At 57.3% G+C, this 14,250-nt stretch carries 7 protein-coding genes; all 7 read left to right on the forward strand.

All coding sequences use genetic code 11. From position 1 onward, the window contains the following. Window positions 1-92 precede the first annotated feature (92 nt). From PG1C_RS04975 to pglZ, 7 genes are read left to right on the forward strand one after another with little or no spacing between them, the layout of a single operon-like run. Complete coding sequence (locus tag PG1C_RS04975; RefSeq protein WP_237218293.1) at window positions 93-1,001, forward strand: BrxR family transcriptional regulator; 909 nt, start codon at window positions 93-95, stop codon at window positions 999-1,001. Next, window positions 988-1,473, forward strand: coding sequence for a BREX-3 system P-loop-containing protein BrxF (gene brxF / locus PG1C_RS04980; RefSeq protein ID WP_237218294.1), 486 nt, complete (start codon window positions 988-990; stop codon window positions 1,471-1,473). The genes PG1C_RS04975 and brxF overlap by 14 nt, the downstream gene beginning before the upstream one ends. Before the next feature lie 18 nt (window positions 1,474-1,491). Further along, the gene (locus PG1C_RS04985; protein WP_202636297.1) at window positions 1,492-5,217 is read left to right on the forward strand and encodes a DUF6079 family protein; all 3,726 of its coding nucleotides are present in this window, start codon (window positions 1,492-1,494) and stop codon (window positions 5,215-5,217) included. A gap of 2 nt (window positions 5,218-5,219) precedes the next feature. Continuing rightward, window positions 5,220-6,575, forward strand: coding sequence for a hypothetical protein (locus PG1C_RS04990; protein ID WP_202636298.1), 1,356 nt, complete (start codon window positions 5,220-5,222; stop codon window positions 6,573-6,575). A 21-nt stretch (window positions 6,576-6,596) separates the two neighbouring features. Beyond that, window positions 6,597-9,353 carry a DNA methyltransferase gene (locus PG1C_RS04995; RefSeq protein ID WP_202636299.1) on the forward strand — a complete coding sequence of 919 codons (2,757 nt, stop codon included), beginning with the start codon at window positions 6,597-6,599 and terminating at the stop codon, window positions 9,351-9,353. Further along, a complete protein-coding gene (locus PG1C_RS05000) occupies window positions 9,354-12,257 on the forward strand; it encodes a DEAD/DEAH box helicase (RefSeq protein ID WP_202636300.1) in 2,904 nt (967 codons plus the stop codon). Continuing rightward, entirely contained in the window at window positions 12,254-14,248 is a 1,995-nt protein-coding gene (gene pglZ, locus PG1C_RS05005) for a BREX-3 system phosphatase PglZ (protein WP_202636301.1), read from the forward strand. Before PG1C_RS05000 ends, pglZ begins: the two co-directional genes overlap by 4 nt. Window positions 14,249-14,250: the final 2 nt, after the last annotated feature.

The following is a 14,250-nucleotide window of genomic DNA, read 5'->3' on the forward strand; positions in this document are numbered from 1 at the left end:
TGTGTTCATCAAAATGATTGGGTAGATGCTGCTTTTCTGATAGAGTTCCCCCTAAAAGAAGCTATGTGTTTTGGATAAGGGGAGGCGGAATAGTGTCGAAGAAGCTCGCTGCATTGTCACAGACACAGCGTGAAAGGCTTGCTCATCTTGAACTGAGAGCTTTCTTCACCGGTGAGTGCCGGCGTGCCGATATCGAATCCCGTTTCGGCGTCAAGCCTGCGGCTGCAACACGTGATCTCGGTGCATACCGGGATTTGGCTCCTCACAACCTCGAATACGATTCCGTGTCCAGGTGTTACCGGCCAACACCAAATTTCAAGCCGGTTTTTGAGTTTTCTAGCGACCGGGTTTTGAGTTGGCTTCTTCAAGGGTTTGGCGATGGCCTTGACCTACGCCTGAAAAAAGCAGCCCCGTGCGAGGGGCCAGGAAACCTTGTTCGACCGAATCTTGAAATTCTCGCCGCCGTCACCCGCGCACTTTGCGCGAAGAGGCCGCTAAAGATTACCTACCTGTCGCTTTCATCCGGCGCCAGCACTCGCGTAATCGTTCCGGTTGCGTTGGCTGACAACGGGCTTCGTTGGCATGTTCGTGCTTTTGATCGGGCGAAGGCCCGCTTCTCGGACTTCGTGCTTACTCGCATAACCAAGACCAAAGAAATGCTTGAAGAGGCGCGGGAGCAAGAGCTTCTGCCGGCCGATGAGCAGTGGGTTCGTATCGTGGATCTGGAAATCGTTCCTCATCCCGGAGTTAAGTGGTCTGCTGGCGTGGAGGCCGACTACGCGATGGAGGAAGGTGCGATCAAGCTGCGCACGAGGGCAGCACTGGCAGGGTATGTCCTTCGTCGTTGGACTGTGGACTGTTCGGATAACCATTCATTGGATCCGAGGTCGCACCACCTTTGGCTTCGGAACACACCAACCCTCTATGGGGTTGAGAGTGCGGTACTGGCTCCCGGGTATCTAGCCTCAGATCAAGTGAGAGTTGAAGATGAGTGCGACTGAATCGATTCCGCCGATGCTTGAAAAACTCGAACGGCTGGTTGATGAAATTGCAGCCCTGCACAGCAAGTTGATTCTGTTGGTCGGTGCGCCTCACGTTGGCAAGACTAAGTTGTTAAGCGCGTTGGGTGAGAGAGTTGAGGCTGTTCCGTTAAACGCCGGCTCACAGTTGGGACGGCAACTGGCCGGGTTGCCTCAGAAGCAGCGTCATCTCGAAGCAGGGAACATCCTGCGTGAGTTGGCGGATCACCATGCGTGCGGAGACCTGCTCTTGATCGACAACATCGAGTTGTTGTTCGACCAGACATTGCAGCTTAATCCGCTTGATCTGCTCAAACGGCACGCGCACACCAGAAGGGTCGTGGCCGTTTGGCCTGGGGAGTTGCGTGAGGGGCGTTTGACTTATGGCGACATGGGGCATCCAGAACACCGGGACTACGGCACAGAAGGCCTGGTCCCTTTTGAAATTCTGTAACGGGAAAGCGAGGAACGCATGCGCTACGGCGATCTAATCCAATTCGAGCCGATTGAATCGGTAATTCAGCTGCTTGATGCTAATCGGCCGGACATGGCTTCGAGGCTCGTGTCGACCTACGTCATTTCCGATGACATGGCCGAGCGCATCGCCAAGCTCATGATTCCCCAGCTGGCCTTCGATGAATCCGTCGATCACAAGGGCGTCCTGGTCGTCGGAAACTACGGTACGGGTAAGTCGCATTTGATGTCGGTGCTCTCGCTGGTTGCCGAGGATGCCAGTTTCGTGTCGATGATCCGGCATCCGAAAGTCGCTGAAGCCGCCACCGCGATCGCGGGAAAGTTCAAGGTTCACCGCATCGAGATATCAAGCCAGATGTCGCTGCGCGACATCATCACGCAGCAGTTGGAGTTGTTCCTGGAGAAGCACGGCATCAGCTACTCGTTTCCGCCGGCAGACAAGGTGGTCAACAATAAGGCTGCTTTCGAGGAAATGATGGCGGCATTTGCGGAAGTCCACCCCAACCACGGCGTGCTGCTGGTGGTCGACGAGTTCCTCGAATACCTGCGCTCCCGCAAAGACCACGATCTGGTGCTGGACCTATCGTTTCTGCGTGAGATTGGCGAAGTCACCAAGCACCTGCGTTTCCGCTTCGTTGCAGGCGTTCAGGAGGCGATTTTTGACAGCAGTCGCTTCGAGCACGTTGCCGACAGCCTGCGCCGCGTGAAAGACCGTTTCACCCAAGTGCTGCTGGCCCGCCAGGACGTGAGTTTCGTGGTGGCCGAGCGTCTGCTCAAGAAGTCCGCTGACCAGCAGGACAAAATCCGCAGCTACCTGACACCGTTCGCCAAGTTCTATGGCTCGATGAACGAACGCATGGACGAATACGTTCGCCTATTTCCTGTTCACCCCGATTATCTGAAAACGTTCGAACGCATCAGCTTTGCCGAAAAGCGTAACGCTCTGGAGACGCTGTCTCTGGCCATGCGAGCCTTGGTCGACAAGGATGTGCCGTCCGATCGCCCTGGCCTGATCACCTTCGATGACTACTGGAAGACGGTGCAGGGCAATTCCGTGTTCCGTAGTGACCCGAACATCAAGGAAGTACTCCGCGTTTCAGAAGTGCTGGATTCTCGCGTCCAGCAAGCCTTCACGCGCCCGGCTTACAAGCCGATGGCGCTGCGCATCATCAATGGCCTGTTCGTCCATCGGTTGACCACGGGCGGAGATATTCACGTGCCAATTGGCCCGACCGCTGAAGAACTGCGCGACACGCTCTGCCTGTACCAGCCGGGCATCGAGGATATGGGTGGCGAGCCGGCAGCGGATCTGTTGTCGCTTGTCCAGACCGTCATGCGCGAAATCATCAAGACCGTCAACGGCCAGTTTATCTCCAAGGCGCCCGACACCGAGCAGTACTACCTCGATCTCAAGAAAGACATCGACTACGACGCGCAAATCGAGAAGCGCGCCGAAGCGCTGTCAGACGACACGCTGGATCGCGCCTACTACAACGCCATCAAACGACTGATGGAACGCACCGACGAGACTACCTACGTCACCGGGCATCAGATATGGCAGTACCAGATCGAGTGGCAAGACCGGCGCGTCGATCGCAATGGCTACCTGTTCTTTGGTGCGCCCAACGATCGACCAACCGCGCAGCCGGAGCGTGATTTCTACATCTACTTCATCCAGCCTTTCGAGCCGCCACGTTTCCGCGACGAAAGCAAGACGGACGAGGTGTTCTTCCGCTTGAAGGGGCTGGACGAAGAGATCAAGCGCCATCTCTCGTTCTACGCAGCTGCGCAGGATTTGGCATCCACCGCCAGCGGCGGTGCGAAGGCAATCTATATCTCGAAGGCAGATGACGTCTTGCGCGCCATGAGCAAGTGGCTACAGGAAAAGCAGATGACCGCCTTTGAAGTGACCTACCAGGGCAAAACCAAGACCCTACAGGACTGGTCGAAAGGGGTCTCCATGCGCGACAAAGCGCGTCTCGGCCCGGATGAGCGTATCAACTTCCGCGACGTGGTCAACATCGTCTCGGGTCTGGCATTGAGTCCGCAGTTCGCCGAAACCTCGCCCGAATACCCCAGCTTCTCCGTGCTGGTAACGGAAGCCAACCGCAAGCAGCTGATCGGCAACGCGCTCAAGGCATTGGCGGGCGGCACGCGCACCAAGGATGCTGCGGCGATTCTCGACGCACTCGAAATGCTGGACGGCGACCGCATCGAACCTGGCCGCTCACGGTACGCACAAGAAGTACTTGCACGCTTGAAGGTCAAAGGCCACGGCCAGGTGTTGAACCGCAGTGAGTTGTTGTCCGGGCCGAGCGATGTGGAGTACTTCGCCCCGGTGCGCTTCCGTCTGGAACCCGACCTGCTGGTTACTGTACTCGGCGGCCTAGTGTACGCCGGTGACATTGTGCTCGCCATCACTGGCGACAAGATCGACTCCGGCAAGCTCACCCTGCTTGCCGAACGCTCGCTGGATGAACTCGCGCAGTTCAAGCATGTCGAGGCGCCGAAAGAGATTAACGTCGCGGTGCTGCGCTCATTGTTCGAGTTGCTAGGCTTGTCCCCTGGACTCGCTCAGCTGGCCACCCAGGGTTCTGAAGAGCCGGTCAAGCAGTTGCAGGAGTCTGTCAGCGGGTTGGTACGCCGGGTTTTGGCAGCTAACACCGACATGCAAGGTCGGCTATCCTTCTGGGGCCAATCGCTGCTGCGCGAAGATGAGGTGCGCGATTGGCGCACTCGACTCGAAGCCCTTAAGACATTCACCGAGTCGCTGGCACCCTACAACACAGTCGGCAAGCTCAAGAACCTGCGCATCGGCTCAGGCGACATCGACGCGCAGAAAAAGAACCTCGAAGTATTGGCGGCCGTCGAGCGCCTGCTCGAACTGGTGGCCGAACTCGGCAGCACGGCAGCGTACCTGTCGCAGGCTGAGATGGTTTTGCCGGGCGACCACCCCTGGGTGAAGCAGGCCCAAGCCGCGCGGAACGATATCTTGTCCAAGCTCGGCACGGATCGGACGGTGCAGCATGCTGCCGAATATCGCCAGACCCTCGCTCAACTGAAGAAGGACTACGTCACGGCCTATATCGCCAGTCACAGCAAGGCGCGGCTGGGTGTTGCGGAAGACAAGACCAAGACTGCGCTGCGCAAGGACTCGCGCCTGGTGGCCATGCGTGCCCTAGCCGGCATTTCGCTGATGCCCACCAGCCAGCTCACCGTGTTCGAAGAAAAGCTGGACAACCTGAAGAGCTGCTACCATCTCTCAGACTCCGAACTGGTGGCAAGCCCCTGCTGCCCGCATTGCAGCTACAAGCCAGCCAATGAATCGCTGCCGTTCGGCGTTGCCGCCAATGCGCTCACGCAACTCGACGACGACCTGGATCGGTTGCTGGCTGGCTGGCAGCAGACGCTGCTGGACAACCTGGACGACCCGATCATCCAGGCCAACCTCGACTTGCTGAAAGCAGCGGCACGCGCGCTCATTCAGTCCTTCGTGGCGTCGAAGACCTTGCCCGACCCGGTCACGCCGGACTTTGTCAGCGCGGTTCAGGAAGCGTTGTCTGGCCTGGAAAAGATCGCCGTCACCAGCGATGATATCAAGAAGGCGTTGCTGCACGGTGGATCACCGGCGACACCGGATGACCTGCGCAAGCGCTTTGAGGCTTTCCTCAATGAGCGTTGCAAGGGCAAGGACGCGACCAAGCTGCGTTTCGTGGTGGAGTAACGATGAGCACGCTGGTCGGTCAAGGGCTCACTGACATCGATGCATTGGCATTGGCCGTTCGCGATCGCGAATCGCGCAGGTTGATCGCGGAAGCAATCACTGCCTATCGAGGAGGAGCCTTACGCTCTTCCATCATGTCGACCTGGATTGCAGTGTCATTCGACATCATCGCCAAGGCGCGCGAGTTGGCAGCACAAGGCGAAGCGGCTCCAAAGGCATTTGTTCTGGAGTTGGACTCGGCAATCGCCAACAGCGACATCCGAAAGATGCAGACAATCGAGAGCGACCTGCTCAAGGCAGCGAACGAGCAGCTTCAACTCTTTGCACCCCATGAGCTCGATGCGCTGGAGCGTTTGCAAAACGACCGCAACCTTTGCGCCCACCCGGCGTTCATCGTCGAGGATGAGCTCTATCAACCGACCCTTGAGTTGGTTCGGTCACACATTGTCCACGCCCTCCAATACCTGCTGATTCACGCTCCCTTGCAAGGCAAGAGCGCCATCACCCGGTTCGATGCCGACATCGTCAGCCCTTCCTTCCCCACAAGTGGCGCAGACATTGGCACGTACATCTGCGCCAAGTACCTCAACCGGGCCAAAGATGTTCTCGTTATCAATCTGATCAAGGCATTGCTCAGTGCGCCATTCGGCGACGAGCGCGCACGCTTCGTCGGACGATCGCGTCTTCTGGCCATGACGTTGAGAGAAGTAGCCAAGGCTAAAACAGCCATTTACGACACGACGGTGCCAGGCTACGTGGCAAAGAAGTTCGACTCCGTTGGGGACGATGTACTGCTGACCATCTGCCCCTTCCTCGAAAACGATGCGCGCATTTGGGAATGGCTATCCGAGCCCGTGCGTTTGCGCATCAAGCAACTTCTCCAGACGGCAGAAGTTGAAACACTCAAAGCTCATGCCGCCTTCGATGCATTCGCGGTTGGCGAACTCGGTGACGTGCTGTTGGCACGGTTAGACGCCTTCGATCGGAACACTCAGATCAGCATCATTGGCGAACATCCCAAGAGAGAACTTGTTCGTCGAGGTATTGAGATATACAGCGGGGCAGGCGGCTATCGAACTGCCGAGTCATGGGGGCAATCCATCGTCCTGCCACTCGCTCCGTACTTTACTGCCGACGATATCCGAGTGCTGCTTGAAGCTGTGCAAGACAACGGTCAGATTTGGGATGCGGGTGGTACGCCAGACATTCTGAATGCAGTCTTCGACATCACCCATCACTTATTGCCCGAGAGCAGGCAGTATTGGCAGACGTTTGTCGACGGCCGTATCGCCCATAACCGGGGCAATACCGAGGACCACTATTCCTACCCAGGGCTACAACAACGGCTCGCCGCATAAGAACAACAGGGAACTGATCGAATGAATGATTTGCTGCACAACCAGAAAGGCACCGCTGCCACTCCCGTCGAATGCCTCGGCCAGACTTTCCCGAGCGACCAGGCACGCCGAGAGCATTTTTTGAACTTGCTGCGCGAGAAGCTGAAAGATCCTGAGTTCCGCAAGATCGAAGGGTTTCCGGTGGGCACGGACGAAGACATCCTCGCGCTTTCCGATCCGCCGTATTACACCGCTTGCCCGAATCCGTTTCTGGAAGACTTTGTCCGCCTCTACGGCAAGCCCTATGACCCAAGCGTACCCTACAACACCGAGCCGTTCGTGGCGGATGTGAGCGAGGGAAAGAATGACCCGATCTACAACGCCCACAGCTACCACACAAAGGTGCCGCACAAAGCAATCATGCGGTACATCGACCACTACACGAAGCCGGGGGACCTGGTCTTCGATGGCTTTTGTGGAACAGGCATGTCTGGTGTGGCAACCGCACGCTTAGGGGATTCACTAGATAAGCGACTCAACAGAAAGTGCGTTTTGGTAGACCTGTCGCCAATAGCTACATTCATAGCAAGGAATCTAAATGGCTCTTTGGATTCAATAGGGTTTCTGGAGTCGGCCAAGCAAATCGTCGCCGATGTTGCATTGGCCCAGCCCGGGCTATATGCAACAAACCACACCGGATGGAAAGTTCGTGACCGAAAGTCCGTCCCCCACCGGCACTACGGTCATCCGAGCAATGTACGCGGCGAAGTTGAATTCGTTCTGTACTCCGACGTTGTAGCGTGCCCTAATTGTGGCGCTCAGCATCCCTTCTATGCAATCGCGGTTGATGAAATCGAGGATTCTTTGCGCTCAGAAATAAAATGTCCCACATGTGGTGTTGTGGCAAGGGAAGCAGAATGGGACGCCTGTTTTGAGACCAATGTGGACCCACTACTCAATGAGCCCCACAAGCAAGCAAGAACGGTCCCCGTACTGATCAACTACTCCGTGGGGACGAGCAGATACGAAAAGATACCCGACGAAGATGATTTGGCAACCATTGCATCTGCTCTACAAGTAGTGCAATCCGTGGGTTTCCCGATTGCGAAGCTCATACCTGGAAAAGAAACACAGAGAAACGTGCCTCGGGGAATCACTCATTTGCACCATTTCTTCACTCCGCGTGAATTGTTGTGTGTCGCGCTACTCTTGAAGCGAATTTCAGCAATCAGCGATGCACGTGTGAGACATCCACTTCTCTTTGCGCTAACCGCATGTCTTCCATACGCCTCCCGTATGCGCCGGTTTCGCGCCGACCGCAAGGGTGGCGGCCCACTCTCGGGGACGTTGTACGTTGGCTCATTGATCACACCTCCAAACGTCTTGAATTCTTTTTTGAGAAATGCAGAGACGATCGCTTCTAGCCTTGCTTATCAACGTACCTGCAATCGAGAAAACTTCATTTCCACGCAAAGTGCGACAGCTTTGCCGAACATCCCTGATGGTTGCATCGACTACATTTTTGTCGATCCGCCCTTCGGGAAGAACTTCGATTACTCGGAGCTGAATTTCTTTTGGGAAGCCGTTCTTAGAGTTGTAACGAGACAGGGAGCCGAGGCAATCGTCAGTACGTCTCAAGAAAAGGAGCTTGATGACTATCGAGGACTCCTCACGAGCAGCTTTAAGGAGTTTTTCCGCATTTTGAAGCCAGGGCGCTGGATGACCGTTGAGTTCTCCAATACCCAAGCAGCAGTTTGGAATGCAATCCAAACCGCTTTACAAGAAGCTGGTTTCGTCGTCGCGAATGTGTCAGCGCTCGACAAAAAACAGGGTAGTTTCAAGGCAGTTACTACCACGACAGCAGTGAAACAAGACCTCATCATCTCCGCCTACAAGCCAAATGGCGGTCTAGAAGATCGATTCACCAAGGCGGGTGGCAGTGAAGACTCTGCTTGGGACTTTGTCCGCACCCATTTGAAATATCTACCCACAGTTAAGGGGAAAGGCGGTGGACTAGAGTTCATCGCCGAGCGAGACCCGCGGATTATTTTTGATCGCATGGTGGCGTGGTTCGTCCGACATAACTTCCCCGTTCCAATGTCCACCCAAGAATTCCAGGCGGGGTTGAAACAGCGTTTCCCTGATCGTGACGGTATGGTGTTTCTGTCGGAGCAAGTAACCGAGTACGACAAAAAGCGGATGCAAGTTACCCAGGCACCGCAGATGGAAATGTTTATCTCCGATGAGCGCAGCGCGATTGATTGGTTGACGGACTTCTTAAAGAGGCGGCCATCGACCTACCAGGAGATTCACCCGGAGTTCATCAGCCAGCTTGGCGCAGGGTGGAAGAAGCATGAGGCTAAGCCAGAGCTTGCAGCGCTCCTTGAGGATAACTTTATCCAATATGACGGCACAGGTGATGTGCCCAGCCAAATCCACAGCCTGCTGTCCACCAACTTTAAGGATCTGCGTGGGCTGGAGAAGAACGATCCGCGTCTCATGACCAAGGCGAAAGATCGTTGGTACGTGCCTGACCCGAATAAAGCACAAGACTTGGAGAAGAAACGCGAGAAGGCGCTGCTGAAAGAGTTTGACAGTTACCGAGCTTTCACGGGAAGAAAGCTCAAGGAGTTCCGCCTTGAGGCGATGCGCGCAGGCTTCAAGGCAGCGTGGGGAAACAAAGACTACAAAACTATTATCGCCATCGCTCAGAAGTTGCCAGAGGATACGCTGCAGGAAGACGAGAAGCTCCTGCTTTGGTATGACCAGGCGCTGACCCGCTCGGAGGTTGGGGCCTAAATGGATCGCAGCAGCGGATTCGCTTCCAGCCTGGGGGTGGGCGACTGGTGCTGGTTCACACGGCATGCGTCGCCTTGCCGCGTGGTGGATCGCCAGGACGTGTGGGGCGAAGTGAGCTTGCGCGTTTGGCTGCCTGCCAAGGATGCGGTGGTGCGTGCGCGTGCGGCTGATCTAGCACCACTTGCGGGTATCCGCCCATCCCTGGAGCAGATCCTGCACACGGCGGCCGCAGCCAAACTGCTGGATGCGCTGGAAGACAACCTGCTACTGGCGCCGATCCAGTCCAGCGTAGTGCCGTTGCCCCACCAGCTTTATGCGTTGAACCGTGCCATGAGCCGGGACCGTATCCGGTATTTGTTAGCGGACGAGGTGGGGTTGGGCAAGACCATTGAGGCCGGGCTGATCCTGCGCGAGTTGAAGCTGCGTGGCATGGCGCGGCGCATCCTGGTGGTCGCGCCCAAAGGACTGGTGCGTCAGTGGCAAGCGGAAATGCGTCTGCACTTTGGCGAGAAGTTTCAGTTCATCGAGCCTGCCGAACTCGCTGCCTTCCGGCAATGGCGAGTCAATGCAAATGCGGAAGAAGACAACCTATGGCGCGTGCACGACCAGGTGATCTGCTCGCTCGATTCGGTCAAGCCGCTGGAAGGTCGGCGCGGCTGGAGCCTGGAGCAACTGAACAACTACAACCGCGAGCGCTTCGAGGATTTGATCTCGGCCTCGTGGGACTTGGTGATAATCGACGAATCTCACCGCTTGGGTGGCAGTACCGAGCAAGTGGCACGCTACAAGCTCGGTGCGGCGCTTGCTGAGGCCGCACCCTACCTGCTGTTGCTTTCGGCCACACCTCATCAGGGCAAGACGGACCAGTTTCTGCGGCTGATGCAGCTCATCGACCGGGATTCGTTCCCCGATGAAGGCAGCGTCACGCAAGATCGTGTCCGGCCTTTCGTCATTCGCACGGAGAAGCGAGTCTCGATTGATGCCGAGGGGCAGCCGCTGTTCAAGCCCAGGATGACCCGCTTGCAGGCCGTGGCGTGGCAGTCGCGTCACGCCGCACAGCAGCGCTTGTACGAGGCGGTCACCGATTACGTGCGCCATGGCTACAACCAAGCGATGGCGTCCAAGCAGCGGCACATTAGCTTTTTGATGATCCTGATGCAGCGGCTTGTCACCTCAAGTACGGCAGCCATCCGCACCACGCTGGAGCGGCGGCTGGTGGCACTGGAATCGCCGCAGCCGCAAGCATCGTTGTTCGAGTCTGCCTTTGACCAGGGGGAGCCCGAAGAGTGGGCCGAGTTGGACGGACAGGCGCAAGTGGATATCGCCGTGCAGGTGAGCGCCGATACTCTGGAAGCAATCGCACGGGAGAAGTCCGAAGTCGAGATGCTGCTCGATCTGGCGCGGGAGACGGAGGCGGCCGGCACGGACGCCAAGGCGGAAACTCTGCTGGAGCTGATCTACAAGCTGCAGCAGGAAGAAAACGACCCATCGCTCAAGGTATTGATCTTCACCGAGTTCGTGCCGACCCAGGCGATGCTAGCCAGCTTTTTGGCGAGTCGCGGCTTCTCGGTAGCACTGCTCAATGGCGGAATGGATCTCGATGCGCGTGCTAAGGCACAACAGGCATTCGCACGCGACATTCGAGTGCTGGTCTCGACCGACGCAGGTGGTGAGGGGCTGAACTTGCAATTCTGCCACGTCATCGTCAATTTCGACATGCCGTGGAACCCGATGCGGATTGAGCAGCGCATTGGCCGTGTGGACCGTATCGGCCAACGCCATGTAGTTAGAGCGATCAACTTTGTCCTGGAAGACACAGTCGAGCATCGTGTGCGCCAGGTGCTGGAGGAAAAGCTCGAAGTTATCGCGCATGAGTTTGGCGTCGACAAAGCATCCGATGTGATGGACTCGGTGGAGTCCGAGCCCTTGTTCGATGATCTGTTTGTTCATGGCCTTCAGAACCCGGAGTCCATCGAGCAGGAGTGCGATGCCGTGATTACACAGATCAAGGAAAAGATCGCAGACGCCAAGCAGAGCACGGATCTGCTGACCGATGGTCATGCGCTTGAGGCGGATGACGCCCGCAAGTGGCGCGACCATCCGGCACAGTTCTGGTTGGAACGCGCGATTACCAGCGGTTTGCCGGCGCGTGGTGGCTCAGCCGTGAAGGTGGATCAAGCGTGGCGCGTGAAATGGGTGGATGGCAGCGAGTCGGCGCAGGTGTGCTTCGATGCCCGAACCGCCGAGCAGAACCCGGAGCTGGAGTGGATAACGCTGGAAGACCCACGGGCGCGGGCTTTGATCAGCGAACTGCCACGTTGTGTCGCCGGGCAGCCGTTACCGATCGTGCGCATTGGCGGGCTGCCGGACAGCATTCGCGGCGTCTGGTCGTTGTGGGAGATCAACCTTTCCGCAGAGGGGTTCAACCGCAGGCGCTTCCTGCCGCTCTTTGCTACCGATGATGGTCGCACCTTCGTGCCTACCGCGAAGCGCATCTGGGATCTGCTGCTGACTGAGCAGATCGAGATATTGGACGCGAGCGGGGTGGGCTCTGAGGTTGAGGGAAAGGGAGACGCCTGGGCTCGTTGGTTCGAGCAGTCCCAAGCTGCAGCGAGCACTCAAGGTGAGAGGCTGTTCTCCGAGTTGCTGGATGAGCACGGCACACGATTAAAGGAAGAGCGAGAGCGTGCGCAGTACGCCTACAACGCGCGCTATCAGGCGATTGGCCGCATTGGTTTGCCTGCGGTGCGGGAGCACCGCCGCAAGCGGCTTGAACAGGAACAACAGGCTCGCATGGCAGCGCTGGATGAAGCGTCGGCGTGCGTTCCTGATCTGAACGCAGTGATGATGTTGCGAGTGGGCCCTTCAGGAGATGCTGGCGTGCGGGGAGTATACGCAACATGAGTCTCTGGATTGATCGAATTCTCGGTGAGTTTCCGTCCGACCTGGCCCGGTTGTGGGTGGCGGCCGACCCTGACGGTGTTTTGCTCGATGAGCAGATACTATCGCTGCTGCGCGAGCGCGGATTCGAAGTGTTGCCGTTTGAAGATTCAGTGGCGTTTCGGGCGGAGTATGAGGAACGCTACCGCGAGGCATGGGACCGCGACGAGGAAGGGCCGGCCCGTGCGCTGGTACTGCATCTGCGCTCTGCGGAAACGGGAGATTTGCCGTGGGACTACCTTCGCCATGCACGGATCGTTCCTCTGAGCCTCGCGAACCTGTTTTCCAAGCTCAGTTACGGTGTGGTCCGACAGATCGGCGCTGAACATCTGGAGGCTTTGTTTGAGGCGCAGTCCAAGCATGCGTCGCAGTCTCTGGGTGAGGCAGCAACGAAAGATTTTGTTTTGACCCATATTTTCCGCATCGGTCCGCACCTGATTTCGCGACCGGAGGATTTGTGGCGGGAGCTGCTCCGCCTACATTACCGCAATGCGGGCCTGTCACCCGTTCTGGCTGTGCATGTAGCGCAGATTCTTGGCGAGCGGGACGTCTTCAAGGGCCTGCCTATCGCTGAGCTTTTCGCATCCAAGAGCACGCTACTACGCATCGTGCAAGATGCTTGGTACCGCTATCTGGAGCGCAACGGCGTAATCGGTTCTCGCTTGAGCGAACCGTCACATGAGGAATACGTCGCTAGGATCGAAGTGCCGTTCGATCACCCCGATGTGCGAGCGATCATTGATTCGATGTTCATGGATGGCACGCTGCATCCCCTGTCAGTGCAGGGCGTGCCGACGGGGATCCCAGAATGGGCGAAGGTGGGCGTCGTTCAAGACCCGGCTGCATTGCGGAACCTCGTGCTGGAAGGGATCAAGGGCCTGCTCGACAGCTTGCCGACACTTGAATCCTCCCATCGTGATTGGAGCCAGATGGCGCGACGCTTCGGCGAAATTCTGGCGCGTTTTCATGGGCTGGATGTGGCGCGGGCGGATAGTATTCGTGAGAGCGTTGCGGAGTTGCAGCGACTTGCGGACGAACGTCTGCATGCCTGGGTGGCGAAACACTATGCCGATCTGCCCTCGCTTCCGGTGGCAAAGGGGCCGGTCATGGTCCACCACGTTCCTCGGTTCCTGTCCATGCGCCGCGGCGCCGGCGAAGACAAGGTAGCACTCCTGTTATTCGACGGTCTGGCGGTTGACCAGTGGATTCAGATTCGTGAACGCGTCGCTAAGTATTCGCCGAAGATCGGTTTCGAGGAAGGTGCGTGCTTCGCATGGCTCCCGACGCTGACATCCGTTTCGCGGCAGGCATTGTTTTCCGGGCTCAAACCCCGAGAATTTGCCGACTCCATTGAGACGACGGCGCAGGAACCATCGCAGTGGTCGCGTTTCTGGCAAGACCAGGGATTGAGAGCCAACGAGGTGATGTACCGCAAGGGCATCAAACGCACAGATCAGCTTGAAGAACTGGACACAGCATTGTCCAACTCGGCCATCAAAGTGGCAGGTCTGGTAGTGGATACGGTGGACGAGATCGTGCATGGTGCGATCCTTGGCAAGCGCGGCATTGCAAATCAGATCGATAGTTGGTGTGAGTCTGGTTTTGTCGACAGCTTATTTGCCCTGCTCCTCGGCAGGGGCTATCACGTCTATCTGACATCTGATCACGGCAATGTGGAAGCGGTTGGCGTCGGGCGCCCCAACCAGGGTGTGGTCGCAGAGACACGTGGTGAGCGGGTCAGGGTCTATCGCAGCGAAGCATTGCTGTCTGAGTCGGCAGTTGTGTGCCCTGGGGCCATCAAGTTGGAGATCGCTGGATTGCCTGCAAACTTCATGCCGCTATTCGCAGGTGCGAGAACAGCCTTTGTGACACAGGGAGAGCAGCTTGTCGTTCACGGCGGGATATCCGTGGAAGAGCTGATCGTACCTTTTGTCAAAGTAAGTTACGTGAATTGAAC

The organism is Rugosibacter aromaticivorans (assembly GCF_000934545.1).
GTDB classification, from domain to species: domain Bacteria; phylum Pseudomonadota; class Gammaproteobacteria; order Burkholderiales; family Rhodocyclaceae; genus Rugosibacter; species Rugosibacter aromaticivorans.

Excerpts from the sequence above, each read along its gene's own strand:
- brxF (WP_237218294.1), top strand. The coding sequence starts at position 988 with ATGAGTGCGACTGAATCGATTCCGCCGATGCTTGAAAAACTCGAACGG.
- PG1C_RS04985 (WP_202636297.1), top strand. The coding sequence starts at position 1,492 with ATGCGCTACGGCGATCTAATCCAATTCGAGCCGATTGAATCGGTAATT.
- PG1C_RS04990 (WP_202636298.1), top strand. The coding sequence starts at position 5,220 with ATGAGCACGCTGGTCGGTCAAGGGCTCACTGACATCGATGCATTGGCA.
- PG1C_RS04995 (WP_202636299.1), top strand. The coding sequence starts at position 6,597 with ATGAATGATTTGCTGCACAACCAGAAAGGCACCGCTGCCACTCCCGTC.
- PG1C_RS05000 (WP_202636300.1), top strand. The coding sequence starts at position 9,354 with ATGGATCGCAGCAGCGGATTCGCTTCCAGCCTGGGGGTGGGCGACTGG.
- pglZ (WP_202636301.1), top strand. The coding sequence starts at position 12,254 with ATGAGTCTCTGGATTGATCGAATTCTCGGTGAGTTTCCGTCCGACCTG.